Here is a 13,784-nt window from a genome sequence, read left to right as displayed (position 1 = left end):
CTGTATTATATAACCAATTATCTAGTGATTTATACAGACAATCTTTTTAAATGTGTCGGATTTGAAAATATATTATAATAGCTTTGGGTGATAGACATGAATAGAGGAAATGCAAGGCTTGCCATTATTAAGGCAATGGTGTCATTGTTAGAGGTTGAAAAATTTGAATATATAACAATCAAACAAATTTGTGCTGAAAGTAGGGTCCATCGCTCGACATTTTATGCACACTTTGAAGATAAATATCAATTAATGGATACAATTCAAGCATACCATATGAAAAGATACCATAAGCTTATGCGCTATACGAAAAACCTCATAGAAACGTATCCTTTGGAAATTGCAAAACAGCGACTTATTCAAGTTTTCCGCGTGTTATTTACGTATATGCAACGTTTTAAAAAATATTTCATGAGTCTTGTTTTGACACAGTCACAGTATCGCCTCGTACGCGATTATATTCAATTTACTAAAGAAGGTTACTCCTCTATTTTAGAAGTGCTACCGCCATTAAAAGATTCACAGTACTTTATCGACTATACCATTGGAGGACAACTCGCAATTATCTATTCGTGGCTTTCAGTAGGATGTCAAGAAAACAGTGAAACAATGGCGCAAATATTATTCAACAATATTATCAAAGTTAATCGTTAGCCTAGCAGTCAAATTATTATGTCATGCAAACGTCCACTGCGCTTTAAAGATAAGCATGTTAATAGGCCTGACTCACTTAAGACAGTCGCTACGCTATCTTAATGAGCAGGCCTTTTTATTGGAGAACTTTTTTGAAAATGAAAAACACAAAATGATATGTCGTGACTGTGCATATCTTTTGCTTAAATCTAATGTACCATGTTTTCTGAATTTTTGGGATAGAAATATTGAATATTTATTAATTTTTTATGAACATTTTACTTAATTGGCTTAAAATATCCCATTTTCATGTTGTTGAAAAGTGTCGTTTAAGCAACTCATAATGATACATCGTCACATAGGTGTTGTTTCGGTAAAGCGATTCACGCGCTTCCCCCATAAATCGAAATCCTGCTTTTTCTGCGACACGTTGACTCGCTATATTCTCCTTTTGTGCACGAATTTCGAGACGATTTAACATTAATTCGTTAAAAGCGATATCACATAATAACTTGACCGCTTTAGTCATCACACCTTGACCTGTCACATGCTGACTCAACCAATACCCTACTTCACCTTGATTGTTTATCGTGTCTATTTTATGTAAATCGATCGCACCTACAAGTTGATTCTCTTCATAAATAAAATATAGACGTGATTGATTCTCCGCTTCTAATCTCAGCGCTTCTTTTAAAAATTTCACTTCATCTTCTATCGATTGAACGTAATCAATCCAATCTAGAAACTCGCGTAAATGTTCACGCTCTTGCTTTACAACTTCAAATACTTCATAGGCTCGCGACATATCTAATTTCACTAAACTAAAACGTGTGTCTATTGGCAACCTAAAATAATGCATCTGAGACCACCCTTTTTTATATAAAATTACTTTTAATTAAAACATATCATTCTAAAATTTGCAAAACAATATAAAAATTCAGAAAAAAATCAGATTTCTCAACTCTTGTAACCCTTCCAGTATTTTTACTTTTCCACATACAAAAAATCCCTATAAAGTGTTCACTATTCAAGCGTCTACTTTATAGGGTGCATATCATTTTAAATAAATTTAATCATCAAAGCGTAATAAAAATCATGTATTTAAAACATATCAATTCGATTCATTTCTTAACCATAAACGAAAATATATTTTGTGGTAAAGTTTTTAGAAATGCGAGGTATTACTATTTCTCAATCATTTTTACGATATCTTTGTTATTTGCATCTAAAATCAATTTTGAAAGTTCTTCTTTATCGATGCGACGTAATTTAGGATAACGTATGATGAAGAAAATGAATCCTAATACTGTCCATCCTGCTAATGCAATATACGATGGCCCTGATAATGATGCTGGTGACCATGGGAACAGCAATAAGAATAAGAACACAAATGCAATCACCGAACCTACAATCGCAAATGTTTTATAGACGGGCCCATAAGACGGACTCGATTTGTCATAACTGAATAACTTGGCCGCTGCTAGACACGTCACAAAATACGCGACCGAAACCCCTGTAGATGACATATCCACAATCCAAGTGAGTGCAGTACGTCCAAGCCAAGGTGCAATTAGTGTCAATGAAACTAAAAAGATAATCGCCACATAAGGTGTTTTGTATTTTGGGTGTAGTTTACTGAAAACGGTAGGCATAATCCCTGAGCGTCCCATTGAAAACAATAAACGACTTGAGCTAAGTAAGAAGCCATTTAAACCTGTGAATATTCCCATTATTATAGCAATAGCTAACACACCCAAACCAATCGTTCCAAACGCTTCACGCGTAACTGAACCTGTTAACCATAAGTCTTGACTTGCACCACTTAACCAACCAGTGTATAAAATCATCATTGTATACGTTAGGCCGGCAGCAATCAAACTATAAACAATCAGTTTAAATGTTTTATTCGGAGAGAAATTAAATTCCTCGGCTGTTTGAGGAATATTATCAAACCCGACATAAGCCCATGGTGCAACCGCTACAATCATGACTATCGCCTGAAACCATCCATATTTTGGACCATTGAGCGGTTTTAAATTGTCTAATGAAAAGTTCGAACCAAAGAAGGAACTGATAAAAAGTAATACGACCACTGTGACCATCGCAACACAAAAATAATATTGCAATGAACCTGAGACGCTTGCACCTTTTATCGCAATAAGCATAAATACGAGTAATAAGACTGTAGCTATGATAATTTCAGTGATGTATACATCCCAACCAGCAATCGTATATAATTTTCCAACTTCCAATAAGTCTGGTAATAAAAATTTAATTAATAAACTAAACGCTGTCGCATTTAATGCAACAACACATATATATCCAAATGTTAAAAACCAAGATGAGAAAAAACTAACATAACGCCCGAATCCTAAATAACTAAACGCGAATCCTCCACCTGAAACTGGGAAGCGTTCGACTAAAGCGCCATAACTTACGGCAATCACTATCATGAGTAATGCACCAATTAAAATGCCAATTGATGCCGCAATCGGACCTGATTGTGCAATCCAGTCACCTGGTAAAATAAAGGACCCCCATCCTATACAAGAGCCGTAAGCAATCGCCCAAACAAACTTCTCTGATAAATTAGCTTGTAAATCTCCACGATCAATTTGATTGTGTTTATTTTGCATATACTATTCACCCCTTGTTACATTATACCGATGACTAAAAAATTAACAATCATTTTCTTAAACAAATTAAAAACACACATTTAAACAATATTTTGCCTTAGCAAAGCTTCAAATGTGTGTTTAATAATTATATTTTAAATGCTGCAATCGCAAGCATCAGCCAGCTCACGACAAATAACACGCCACCAATGGGCGTTATAGCGCCTAATACACTCACACCTGTGAGCGACAAAATGTATAATGAACCACTGAAGAACAGAATACCTAAAAACATAAGCCAACCGGCCCATCCTACATTTACGTCAAATGCACCACCAACAATACCAATCAGTACTAATCCCAATGCATGGTACATTTGGTACATCGTCGCTTTTTCCCAAACAGACATATAGTGTTCAGAGAGTTTTCCTTCTAAAGCATGCGCGCCGAATGCACCTGTGCCAACAGCGAATAGTGCATTTAATGCACCTAAAATTATAAATACTTTCATAAGTTTCGCTCCTATCATTTATTAAAAGTCAAAAAGTGATTCTCCATTTCCTAAGGCATCATCCGTGATCATTCGAGGATTCGAAGGTGTGTGTGATGCATGTGACGCTTGTGATGGCACTTTACCACCCATTAAACGAATTTCTTCATCTGTTACCGTCTTTGCAGAGGATGAAGCGTGTGAAACGGTAGCTTGCTCCCCTTGCTTGCGCTGTAAGGATGGTGCAGAAGATTGTGAATCGGAATGTGAATATAATGATGTAAGCGTATGAATGGCATACATATGTTTATGAAATTCAGCATCCGAAGCAGATGCATCTGCTTTAACGAGTTCTGCTTCAATTAATTCGATAAGTTTATCTTTAATCATGCGTCTCCTCCTCTTTCACACCAATGAATGGGTGTTTTGCCTTGTTGTTCTAAATAAGTATTTGCTTGTGAATACGGTTTTGAACCAAAAAAACCACGATGTGCCGACAATGGGCTCGGATGGGGTGATTTTATAATAAAATGTTTTGACGTATCGATGAGGCGTTCTTTTTGTTGTGCAGGTTTTCCCCATAAAATAAATACAACACCTTCACGATTGTCTGAGATAGATTGAATGATTTCATTGGTAAACGTTTCCCAACCAATATCTCGATGGGAGTGCGCTTCTCCATGGCGGACTGTAAGCACAGTATTTAATAACAGGACACCCTCTCGCGCCCAATCTTGCAAGTGTGGCGACGTACGATGACAGCCAATGTCAGCCTCTAACTCTTTATACATATTGCGTAACGAAGGTGGAAATTTCGCATTGGGTTGGACTGAAAAAGCAAGACCATGTGCTTGGTTCGGACCGTGATAAGGATCTTGACCTAAAATCACAACTTTGACATTGTCAAATGGTGTTAAATCAAACGCTTGGTATATATTTTTACGTTCTGGATAAACAATTTCAGTCGCATACTCTTTTTCTAAAAAATCATGCATAGCTTTAAAATCATGTTTTGATTTTATTTCATGAAAAATGGTGGACCATTCCATAACCTTCACCTCAGTTCACATTTTAACACAATTCAATGAAAAACTCGCCCGCGTTAAAACGAATATATTTCCACTTAAAGCCGTGCGTGATATGATAATAATTAATAATTGAATTCGAGGAGTGTATAAATAATGGCATTAAAAAAAGTATTAACCATTGCAGGTTCTGACACAAGTGCTGGGGCTGGCATGCAAGCTGATTTAAAAACATTTCAAGAGCATGACACTTATGGCATGGTTGCACTTGCTGCAATTGTCACTATGGATAAAAACACATGGTCACACGATGTGACACCAATTCCATTCGATGTGTTTAATAAACAACTCGAAACGGTCATTAGTATTGGCCCAGATGCCGTTAAAACAGGTATGCTTGGTACACAAGAAGTTATCAAACGTGCCGGGGAAGCTTTTACAGAGTCTGGCGCAAAGCATTTCGTTGTAGACCCTGTTATGGTATGTAAAGGGGAAGACGAAGTATTAAACCCGGGAAATACTGATGCAATGATTGAATATTTACTGCCAAAAGCAACTGTTGTGACGCCCAACTTGTTTGAAGCAGGTCAATTGTCAGGGTTGGGGGCATTAAAATCTATAGAAGATATGAAAAAAGCGGCTCAAATCATTCATGATCAAGGTGCGCAACATGTAGTCATTAAAGGTGGTAAAGCACTGGATCAAGATAAGTCATACGATTTGTATTATGATGGTCAAACATACTATCAATTAACGACAGATATGTTCCAACAAAGTTATAATCATGGTGCAGGGTGTACGTTTGCCGCTGCAACGACAGCAAATTTGGCAAACGGCTTAACACCAAAAGAAGCTGTTATTAATGCAAAAGCGTTTGTTGCTTCAGCGATTAAAAATGGATGGAAAATGAACGACTTTGTAGGCCCAGTTGATCACGGTGCCGCAAATCGCATTGAAAAAATTGACGTTGAAGTTACAGAAATTTAAAAAATAAAGGTCACGCACAATGACCAAATTAAATCAGACCTATAATAAAACCTTCAAAATTCATTATCTTGATTTTGAAGGTTTTTATGTTGCTTGTAATATAAAAATTTAATAGGCACATTTTTCTATTTTAATGGTGGTTTAGTCACCTTTAATAAAAGGATGATTAAGCTATTTTTAAAAACAAAAAATCGATCTAATGATACGCACAATTGATTCACTAGATCGATGTTTTACAGAACTTAAACTTATTAATTGCTATTTGATTTTTTGACCATTTGCATCCAATTTTACCAAAGGTTGTCCTTCTACTTGTTTGTATGTACCTACAATCTCTAAATTATGATTGCGATAATTCACTGTCCACCCAGTAAGACCATTGTCCCAACGCACATTATCCCAAATATAATCTTTTGTATTGATAGGTTTTCCTTCAAATTTGTTGATCATCTCATACACTTGGCTTCGTGCATGTGCCATAGTTGCTGGGTTCTCTTTTTCTTCAAAATCTTTACGCGTTGCTTCATTTTCCATAGGATTTTTATTTGTAAATTCAACTTTTTGTGATAGTTCGGTTAGTGACTTAAGTTGTTTATTTTGGGCATATAAGGTGTCTAAATCTAGTTCTTTACCCGTTTCTAATAATTGTTGATACGTTCCTGGACTTTGCGTACCTCCGATAAATGCTTTATGCTTCCCAATTCCCATGACGGTATTAAACCCTTTTTTGGGCGGATAAACGCTATAAAATTTCATATCATCGGGTCCGTTTGTATACCCTTTTGATTCAATTAAATATAATTTACACAATTGTTTCTTTTGAGGTTTATTCAAATAATCTTGTTCGAAAACACCCGTTAAAATCTCTTCTTTCGATAATGTAAACGCAGTTGCTTCTGGTGATGAAAATACTAAAGCTGCTTTCATCTGATCCGGCAATTTGGCGACGTCGTCCTCATGTGTAGTTGTCTGTGTTTTATTAGCCGTTGATGCTTGATTGTCCTTTGATGCCTTTTTTGTATCGGCAGAGTCTTGCTTATGTGTGGTTGATTTTTCATCTTTATGAGATGGTTGTGCCGATTGTTGCTCATTACCGCACGCTGATACTAAAGCAAGGGTCATCACTATGAGAATCCACTTTTTCATCTATCTTCATACCTCCCCTAAATATGTCTATCATTTTTATGATATATATCACTCATTATTATAACATTCCAAATTATAAATTACTTTTTAAATTCTTAATATACTAATAATGCAATTTAAAAAATAATATACCTAAGCACTGTGAATGTTTCATCATTAAATATCGATTTATAAAGTTGAGCATCGTTTCATTTAAGTGAATCGGGTTCACATATTTTACTTTGTAAACTTTAGGATAGTGTTATAGTAATTGCCAAACGCATTCATTAATCAATGACGCTATAAAAAATGGTATACAAACTATGCATACCAATTACTCAAAAATATTTTCTTTTTCTTCAAATAATCTAACCTCATAGACACCTAAATTCTTTTTACAAAGCGCTCTAATCAAATCAGGAATAAATTGAATTTCTGATTTGATTAGCAACACAGTCATGTTATCGATATCCATAAATGTATAACTATGATGTTTAGGTAAATAGGGTTTAGTTAATTTTTCAATTGTTTTTATTACATGCTTACGGACTTTATATAAATCCAACCCACCAATATTTAAAAGAAATATTTTTTGTTCATCTGAATAATCCAAATTATCAATCAATTTCATATATAATCAACTCCTATAAATATTCCTTGCATTGTAACATACTTAAAAACATATTGTTATAAAAATGATATTGTAAATTCTTATCATACTTTGAGTATCGTTGAATCTTCTTGTGTACTAAATGTTCCCACCGTCTATGAGCGAACAATATACAATCATTTTTCAACAGAAATATAAAAATCGCTATAGAGACTTAGACCTTTCTTTAAGTCTTTCAGCCATTTCTCGCCCCTTATGTGATTTGTAGGTAGGTAGACCTATCTTGAAATCATTCTATTTGATATAGGGAGAGTAAATGAAATAATATAAAAAATCGATTAAGTAAAAACGCTTTTACCTAATCGATGCTTTTTTTACTAGAATTTTTATCACAACACCATATTTAAAAAGATAAGGTGATTTTCAACCTCGTTTCATCTAAAGTATTTTTTACTAAAATGAATGTGTTGTGATCTTCTACTTTGTATGATTCATTTAAATGAATCGGTTTTACATATTTAACGTGGTACGTTAAAGGATAGCGATGTAGTGATTGCCATATACGTTCAATAACCATCTGTCCTGGCACAATTTTTGGATGAAGTGGATTGTCATCTTGAACAATGTTCAAATAGTGTCGCACGTCTGCTTCATTAAAAGTCATAGTTTCACCTGCTTTATAAATGTGTGATGCACGGTTAGTACGTCATTGACATTCATCTCAAAACGGTAGCGCTCAAAATGTTTTATCTTTGTCGCTTCTAATAAGGTCAGTGTCGCTTGAACGTGCGGTTGTTTAGGGAGAGGGGCATTTTGTGTGACTTGCGTTTCGACTAGCGTGATCGGTAAAGTGATGAAAGGTTGAAACAACTCAAACACATGCCAAAAACGCGCAAAAAATAACGGTGGTATGTCATTTTCAGCATAATGAAACGATGCTTGATAGGCTTGTAATTCAAACTCATCAATAATAAGCGTCCGAGTTTCACTATCACCAACGTTCGAACAGTGCTGCATTACCCATGCCTCCTCCAATACCCATCGTCGCTATCGTCCGCATTGCATCTGTCATGTACAACAAGCGCGTCACTAAAATAGCCCCACTTGCACTGTAGGGATGTCCCATCGCAATAGCGCCACCGTATCGGTTGAGTTGTGCGTCAGAAATATTAAGCTCTCGTTGGCATGCAAGTACTTGTGCGCTAAAAGCTTCATTCAACTCTACCGCGTCAATATCTGTTATAGTCAGATGATGCTTTTCTAAAAGTTCTTTTACCGCTGGAATGGGCCCACTTCCTAAAAGCGTAGGCGCAACCCCTTCAATCGCGTAGCCTTTAAAATATAACCCTTTAGTTAGACCAAGCGTACGTGCTTTTTCTTGTGACATTACAACTACAAGCGCTGCCCCGTCATGCTTTAAACAGCAATTCCCTACTGTTACAGTGCCATTTGGAAGTAACGGCTTTAAACGTTTTAAGCGCGATAATTTAATATCAGGACGTACACTTTCATCATGCGTCATCCATGATCCTTGAACTTTTAAAGGTACGATTTCATCGTCAAGTTGATGATTTTCAGAAGCTTTAGCAGTTTTAATGTGACTGGTATATGCAAATCTGTCCTGATCCTCTCGCGTTATTTGAAAGGTATGGGCTACATTTTCAGCTGCCTCAATCATGGACGGATCTTGATCGCTTGGTGCGAATGAGGCACGCTCAAAAAATTGTGGAGGCTCTGAAGGATAGAGAGACGTCGGTCGCTTCATTTTCCAAGGTGCCCGGCTTGTACTCTCTACGCCTCCTGCAATATAAAAGTCACCTGCACCACTTTCTACAAGACGACACGCTAATTGGATCGCCTCTAAACCCGACCCACATTGACGATCAATTGTTAAACCAGGCACACGTACATCAATGCCTGCTTCTAACAGACTTTTGCGTGCAATATTTCCACCATTTCCAACCACATTACCTAAAATGACATCATCTAATGTATTCAAATCGCATGGGAGCATCTTCTGAAAATGTTGCAGTAATGGTTTCAGTAAATCTTCTGGTTCCCATTTATTTAACTTACCACCATATACCCCTATCGGCGTTCGTTTTGCCGCCACTATTACTGCTTTATTCATCAAAATCACCACTTTCATACTTTTGTTGTGCTAAACGTCGAGATACTTTCCCACTTGACGTATAAGGGAGTGTGGTTACGCGAATGAATTTTGACGGAATTTCATAACGAGTGAGCACTTTTGCAAGCTGTTGTCTCATTGTTTGATAGTGAAACGTACATGCTCCGATATACAGGGCAACAGCTAATTCACCAAATTTTGAATGCGGTTGTTTGACGATAATCACGTCTTCAATCCCTTTTAATTTTTTAATATAATGCTCAACTACTGATGGGTAGACGTTACGTCCACCAATAATCATCATATCTTCTATACGTCCGTGCAAATATAAGACATCATGCTCAACTCGTGCGTAATCACCGGTTTGAATCCACATCGATGGTGTCTGACCGACATACCCTTGAAAAGCCATCGCACTATGCACAAACAACTTGCCCACCCCATTCACGTCTGGCTGGTCGATGTGTATGTCAACATTAGGAAAAATCGTACCTACTGAATTTAACGGGGCTGTTTGATTACGGTTCACACTAATAAAACTCGCTTCAGACGTACCAAAAAATTCATCAATCGTCGCTAAAGGCAATTGTGCCTTTAATTGCTGATGTAATGATGATGACAATTTATCTCCAGATATAAATACATGTGTCACGTTAGAATTTTGATGCGCATGTCGCACCCAATCATACACCATTGTGGGCACTAAAAAGAGTATGCACGGCGTGTGTAAAGATGCAATTCTCGTTGCACATTGTTGAATATTATAATTATTTTGCCCCAAAAAGGTACGACCATAAAATAATGCATATATCATTACGTACAACGTTAAAGAGTGTGCATAGGGTCCTAGTGCAACAAGTGTACACCGCTCATCTAATGTTTTTTCTATTAATGCGTCATTTTGTTCAAATGAGGCAATCCATGACGCTTCATTTCGGTAAAATGCCTTCGGTAACCCTGTTGTGCCGGATGTAAAGCCGATATGTAATAAAGGGCGCGTTTGTGTGTCGCATTGATAAGACGTGGCTTCGATACCTGACTCATTTAACACAAAACCGATATGATAACGTTCATATAACGCGTGAAGACGCGCTTCTGTCCATTTCGGATCAATAACACAAGGAATACCTCCCTTATGTAACACTGCCAAATAATGCACTACAAAGTCTTGAATTCGATTAAAAGAAAGCCCCACACGTTGACCTTTGCACGCATCTGGCAATTGCATTGCTTTCTGTTCTAATTGTTGTTGTAAGTGCTTATAATCTATGCGTTCATCATCAATATGTATAGCAATTGCATGCGGTTGACATGTCGCATACGTTTCAATACGTTCTAGTAATTGTGCCATCGTTTCACTTCTTTACTCACATTTGTTTCATTTTATCACACTGCATCTTAACCGCATATTAACGACATAAAAAACTTCTATCGCATGCCTTATATCGGCCTTATTGATAGAAGTTTGAGTAGTCTTTTATTCTAAATTGGCATGATTGTGTTGCATCGTTTCTTCAGAAATTTTCAAACGTGTTTGTAAATTTAATACGAGACTATCTAAAAAGAGTTGCGCGCTTTGTTCAAATAAACTTCCTAACGGTTGGTCTGAACCTTCAGCATCATGTTTCGTGCCCGCCGGCAATTCAATTGCGAGATTCGCCAACTGTCCTATTGCAGAATCAGGTTTCGTAGTAATGAGTAACACGTCCGCTTCAACTTCTTTTGCTTTCTCAGCAAGTAATTTTAAATGCGCCGTAGAACCGGAACCGGATATAATGACAAAGACGTCTCCTTTTTGAATCGACGGCGTTGTCGACTCCCCTACAACATACGCTTTTTTACCAAGTTGATTTAAACGCATCGCAAAACCATTCGCCACAAATTCTGACCGCCCTTTACCTGAAACAAATACTGTAGGCGCATCAATCACCTGTTGTTCAAACTGTTGCGCTGATTCAGGATTCACTGAATTTAACGTCTGTTCGATTTCATTTAAAATGAGTTGGTAATTGAATACTGTCATTTTATTGACCATCCATGATTTCACGACATTGTTTAGCGGCTTCAGCAGGGTCATCTGCATTTGCGATACCCCCACCAACAATGATTAAATCCGGATTTTCAGCGACAACTTCTTTAATTGTGTCAGGCTTAATACCACCTGCAACAGCAACTTTGGATTGACTGATTGCTGATTTCACTTTACGCAAACTTTCAAGTGGTGATTGGCCTTGCGCTTGTAAATCATAACCTGTATGCACAGCAATATAGTCTGCACCCATTGCATCTATTTCTTTTGCACGTTTTTCTAAATCTTGAACTGCAATTAAATCCACAAGTAATTGTTTTCCATGTTTGTGTGCTTCCGTAATCGCATTTTTAATCGATTCATCTTCTGCAACACCTAAAATCGTTACGACGTCCGCACCAAATTTGATGGCTTGACTCACTTCGTAATCCGCAGCGTCCATAATTTTTAAATCTGCTAATACTTTAACATCTCTATCTTCAACATTATCTTTTAAATGTTGGACTGCTGGGAGGCCTTCATTGATCACAATCGGCGTACCGATTTCTACAATATCTACATAATCTGTGACTTTTTTTGCTAATTCAGCCGCATCTTCTTTATTTAATAAATCAATCGCTAATTGTAATTCCATGTCTAGAATCAATCCTCCATATTTTTATCTTTACGAACTACATTTTCAGGATATACCCTAGAAATAGGAGTTTCAAACGATGCGCTTATAAGTTCGGCATTGCTTCATCATCAACAAAAACCTCCACATTGGGGTGGCGATGCAAAATAGAAGCTGGTAAATCTGGCGTCACTTCACCTGTCATCAAGCGTGTCATTGCCGCTTTTTTATGCGGACCCAGTGCGATTAAAATGATGCGTTTTGCTTTCATGATTGATTGAAGTCCCATCGAAATGGCCTGACGTGGTACATCACGCTTATTTTCAAAATAACGACTATTCGCTTCTATTGTACTTTCAGTTAAATTGACGCAATGTGTTTCTGTGTCAAACGGTGTCCCAGGTTCATTAAAACCGATATGACCATTTTGTCCGATACCTAAAATTTGAATATCAATGGGTCCTTCTTGATCTAAAATCGTCTCATATCGCATGGCTTCTTTATTAACGTCATCAACATCTCCATTTGGAATGTGCAAAAACGCTTCTGTAAATTTTGGATAACGATTAAACAAGATTTGGTGCATATAGTGATTGTAGCTTTCTGGATGTGTTGCATGTAAGCCTACATATTCATCGAGATTGAAAGTATGGATATGTGAGACATCGAGATTATTTTTATTTAATAAAGCTACTAAATGACCATACATATCGACCATCGTTCCCCCTGTCGCTAAACCGAGACGTGCATGTGGTTGGTGCAACATAAACTGATACAATTCAGTCGCAACATAACATGACACACGATCTTTCGTACCGAGATTTGTTACTTTCATTTGAATCATCCTCCGTGTAATGCATTTACAAAACGTTTCGTGATATCGCGCGGGCGCGTGATTGCTCCCCCAACAACAGACGCATAAACACCTTTATCCGTAACAATCTTTAGCATTTCCGGTGTCATGACATTCCCTTCAGCAATCACTTTTTGATTGACATGTTTTAAAATCTCATCTAAAAATTGAAAATCATTGGCATAGAGCACCTGTCCTTGTGTTTGTTCAGTATAACCATGTAATGTTGTGCCAATGTAATCAAATCCTAAATTTTCTGCATGTTGCGCTTCTTCAACCGTAGCGATATCTGCCATCAATTCAATATGCGGCGCTTGTTGACGCACATATGCCACTAATGTTTCTAAATCTTCTGCCGGTCGTTCGCGTAACGTTGCATCCATTGCAATCACTTCACAACCACTTTCTATTAATTCATCAATTTCCTTACGTGTCGCTGTGATAAACACGCTAGACCCTTCATAATCTCTTTTAACAATACCAATGACAGGTAAATCTACTTCTTGTTTAATCGCTAAAATATCTGCTTTCGTATTCGCTCGTATCCCTACAGCACCACCTTCTTTAGCTGCTAGCGCCATTTTACTCATAATAAATGATGAGTGCAGTGGCTCATCAGGTAAAGCTTGGCAAGATACAATTAATCCTTGAGGTAACATATACGTCGCTCCTT

Annotated in this window: 17 protein-coding genes; 2 read left to right on the top strand and 15 right to left on the bottom strand. The window is 37.0% G+C overall.

What is annotated here, in order from left to right; genetic code table 11:
• Window positions 1–96: 96 nt before the first annotated feature.
• Window positions 97–654, top strand: a complete 558-nt coding sequence (locus GJE18_RS01485) for a TetR/AcrR family transcriptional regulator (RefSeq protein ID WP_107368301.1) — start codon at window positions 97–99, stop codon at window positions 652–654.
• A gap of 286 nt (window positions 655–940) precedes the next feature.
• Here GJE18_RS01485 and GJE18_RS01480 read toward each other — a convergent pair whose 3' ends face one another.
• The 5 genes from GJE18_RS01480 to GJE18_RS01460 form a co-directional block, all read right to left on the bottom strand.
• Window positions 941–1,492, bottom strand: a complete 552-nt coding sequence (locus GJE18_RS01480; RefSeq protein ID WP_060552358.1) for a GNAT family N-acetyltransferase — start codon at window positions 1,490–1,492, stop codon at window positions 941–943.
• Window positions 1,493–1,817: 325 nt separating this feature from the next.
• On the bottom strand, window positions 1,818–3,269 hold the full coding sequence (locus GJE18_RS01475; RefSeq protein ID WP_060552357.1) for an APC family permease: 1,452 nt from the start codon (window positions 3,267–3,269) through the stop codon (window positions 1,818–1,820).
• A gap of 127 nt (window positions 3,270–3,396) precedes the next feature.
• Window positions 3,397–3,759: a DUF423 domain-containing protein gene (locus tag GJE18_RS01470; RefSeq protein WP_037566351.1), complete on the bottom strand. Its 363-nt coding sequence runs from the start codon at window positions 3,757–3,759 to the stop codon at window positions 3,397–3,399.
• Window positions 3,760–3,780: 21 nt separating this feature from the next.
• On the bottom strand, window positions 3,781–4,128 hold the full coding sequence (locus GJE18_RS01465) for a DUF5327 family protein (RefSeq protein WP_060552356.1): 348 nt from the start codon (window positions 4,126–4,128) through the stop codon (window positions 3,781–3,783).
• Window positions 4,125–4,787, bottom strand: coding sequence for a uracil-DNA glycosylase (locus GJE18_RS01460; RefSeq protein WP_060552355.1), 663 nt, complete (start codon window positions 4,785–4,787; stop codon window positions 4,125–4,127). Before GJE18_RS01460 ends, GJE18_RS01465 begins: the two co-directional genes overlap by 4 nt.
• A gap of 132 nt (window positions 4,788–4,919) precedes the next feature.
• On the opposite strand from GJE18_RS01460, the gene thiD reads away from it, so the two are divergent.
• Window positions 4,920–5,750 carry a bifunctional hydroxymethylpyrimidine kinase/phosphomethylpyrimidine kinase gene (thiD, locus tag GJE18_RS01455; RefSeq protein ID WP_060552354.1) on the top strand — a complete coding sequence of 277 codons (831 nt, stop codon included), beginning with the start codon at window positions 4,920–4,922 and terminating at the stop codon, window positions 5,748–5,750.
• A 258-nt stretch (window positions 5,751–6,008) separates the two neighbouring features.
• On the opposite strand, the gene GJE18_RS01450 is transcribed toward thiD, so the two are convergent.
• The 10 genes from GJE18_RS01450 to GJE18_RS01405 form a co-directional block, all read right to left on the bottom strand.
• Window positions 6,009–6,896 carry a hypothetical protein gene (locus GJE18_RS01450; protein WP_107396853.1) on the bottom strand — a complete coding sequence of 296 codons (888 nt, stop codon included), beginning with the start codon at window positions 6,894–6,896 and terminating at the stop codon, window positions 6,009–6,011.
• A 313-nt stretch (window positions 6,897–7,209) separates the two neighbouring features.
• Window positions 7,210–7,506: a hypothetical protein gene (locus GJE18_RS01445; protein ID WP_060552353.1), complete on the bottom strand. Its 297-nt coding sequence runs from the start codon at window positions 7,504–7,506 to the stop codon at window positions 7,210–7,212.
• 382 nt (window positions 7,507–7,888) lie between these two features.
• Entirely contained in the window at window positions 7,889–8,149 is a 261-nt protein-coding gene (locus GJE18_RS01440) for a hypothetical protein (protein ID WP_107368302.1), read from the bottom strand.
• Entirely contained in the window at window positions 8,146–8,502 is a 357-nt protein-coding gene (locus tag GJE18_RS01435) for a hypothetical protein (RefSeq protein ID WP_060552352.1), read from the bottom strand. Before GJE18_RS01435 ends, GJE18_RS01440 begins: the two co-directional genes overlap by 4 nt.
• Window positions 8,477–9,616 (bottom strand): thiolase family protein, encoded by a 1,140-nt coding sequence (locus tag GJE18_RS01430; protein ID WP_060552351.1) that lies wholly within the window; start codon window positions 9,614–9,616, stop codon window positions 8,477–8,479. The genes GJE18_RS01435 and GJE18_RS01430 overlap by 26 nt, the downstream gene beginning before the upstream one ends.
• The gene (locus GJE18_RS01425; RefSeq protein WP_107368304.1) at window positions 9,609–10,967 is read right to left on the bottom strand and encodes an AMP-binding protein; all 1,359 of its coding nucleotides are present in this window, start codon (window positions 10,965–10,967) and stop codon (window positions 9,609–9,611) included. The genes GJE18_RS01430 and GJE18_RS01425 overlap by 8 nt, the downstream gene beginning before the upstream one ends.
• Window positions 10,968–11,093: 126 nt before the next feature.
• Window positions 11,094–11,639 carry a 6-phospho-3-hexuloisomerase gene (gene hxlB, locus GJE18_RS01420; RefSeq protein ID WP_107368305.1) on the bottom strand — a complete coding sequence of 182 codons (546 nt, stop codon included), beginning with the start codon at window positions 11,637–11,639 and terminating at the stop codon, window positions 11,094–11,096.
• Between the two features lies 1 nt (window position 11,640).
• On the bottom strand, window positions 11,641–12,279 hold the full coding sequence (gene hxlA / locus GJE18_RS01415; protein WP_107368306.1) for a 3-hexulose-6-phosphate synthase: 639 nt from the start codon (window positions 12,277–12,279) through the stop codon (window positions 11,641–11,643).
• An 85-nt stretch (window positions 12,280–12,364) separates the two neighbouring features.
• Window positions 12,365–13,093 (bottom strand): glucosamine-6-phosphate deaminase, encoded by a 729-nt coding sequence (nagB, locus tag GJE18_RS01410; protein ID WP_107368326.1) that lies wholly within the window; start codon window positions 13,091–13,093, stop codon window positions 12,365–12,367.
• 5 nt (window positions 13,094–13,098) lie between these two features.
• Window positions 13,099–13,770 carry an N-acetylmannosamine-6-phosphate 2-epimerase gene (locus GJE18_RS01405; RefSeq protein WP_060552347.1) on the bottom strand — a complete coding sequence of 224 codons (672 nt, stop codon included), beginning with the start codon at window positions 13,768–13,770 and terminating at the stop codon, window positions 13,099–13,101.
• Between the last annotated feature and the right edge of the window lie 14 nt (window positions 13,771–13,784).

The sequence above is a fragment of the Staphylococcus agnetis genome (genome assembly GCF_011466855.1).
Taxonomy (GTDB): Bacteria; Bacillota; Bacilli; order Staphylococcales; family Staphylococcaceae; genus Staphylococcus; species Staphylococcus agnetis.
The sequence above is the reverse complement of the archived record's forward strand: the minus strand, read 5'-3'. Positions and strand labels throughout refer to the sequence as shown.

Coding starts and splice junctions, on each gene's coding strand:
- GJE18_RS01485 (WP_107368301.1), top strand. CDS start 97: ATGAATAGAGGAAATGCAAGGCTTGCCATTATTAAGGCAATGGTGTCA.
- GJE18_RS01480 (WP_060552358.1), bottom strand. CDS start 1,492: ATGCATTATTTTAGGTTGCCAATAGACACACGTTTTAGTTTAGTGAAA.
- GJE18_RS01475 (WP_060552357.1), bottom strand. CDS start 3,269: ATGCAAAATAAACACAATCAAATTGATCGTGGAGATTTACAAGCTAAT.
- GJE18_RS01470 (WP_037566351.1), bottom strand. CDS start 3,759: ATGAAAGTATTTATAATTTTAGGTGCATTAAATGCACTATTCGCTGTT.
- GJE18_RS01465 (WP_060552356.1), bottom strand. CDS start 4,128: ATGATTAAAGATAAACTTATCGAATTAATTGAAGCAGAACTCGTTAAA.
- GJE18_RS01460 (WP_060552355.1), bottom strand. CDS start 4,787: ATGGAATGGTCCACCATTTTTCATGAAATAAAATCAAAACATGATTTT.
- thiD (WP_060552354.1), top strand. CDS start 4,920: ATGGCATTAAAAAAAGTATTAACCATTGCAGGTTCTGACACAAGTGCT.
- GJE18_RS01450 (WP_107396853.1), bottom strand. CDS start 6,896: ATGAAAAAGTGGATTCTCATAGTGATGACCCTTGCTTTAGTATCAGCG.
- GJE18_RS01445 (WP_060552353.1), bottom strand. CDS start 7,506: ATGAAATTGATTGATAATTTGGATTATTCAGATGAACAAAAAATATTT.
- GJE18_RS01440 (WP_107368302.1), bottom strand. CDS start 8,149: ATGACTTTTAATGAAGCAGACGTGCGACACTATTTGAACATTGTTCAA.
- GJE18_RS01435 (WP_060552352.1), bottom strand. CDS start 8,502: ATGCAGCACTGTTCGAACGTTGGTGATAGTGAAACTCGGACGCTTATT.
- GJE18_RS01430 (WP_060552351.1), bottom strand. CDS start 9,616: ATGAATAAAGCAGTAATAGTGGCGGCAAAACGAACGCCGATAGGGGTA.
- GJE18_RS01425 (WP_107368304.1), bottom strand. CDS start 10,967: ATGGCACAATTACTAGAACGTATTGAAACGTATGCGACATGTCAACCG.
- hxlB (WP_107368305.1), bottom strand. CDS start 11,639: ATGACAGTATTCAATTACCAACTCATTTTAAATGAAATCGAACAGACG.
- hxlA (WP_107368306.1), bottom strand. CDS start 12,279: ATGGAATTACAATTAGCGATTGATTTATTAAATAAAGAAGATGCGGCT.
- nagB (WP_107368326.1), bottom strand. CDS start 13,093: ATGAAAGTAACAAATCTCGGTACGAAAGATCGTGTGTCATGTTATGTT.
- GJE18_RS01405 (WP_060552347.1), bottom strand. CDS start 13,770: ATGTTACCTCAAGGATTAATTGTATCTTGCCAAGCTTTACCTGATGAG.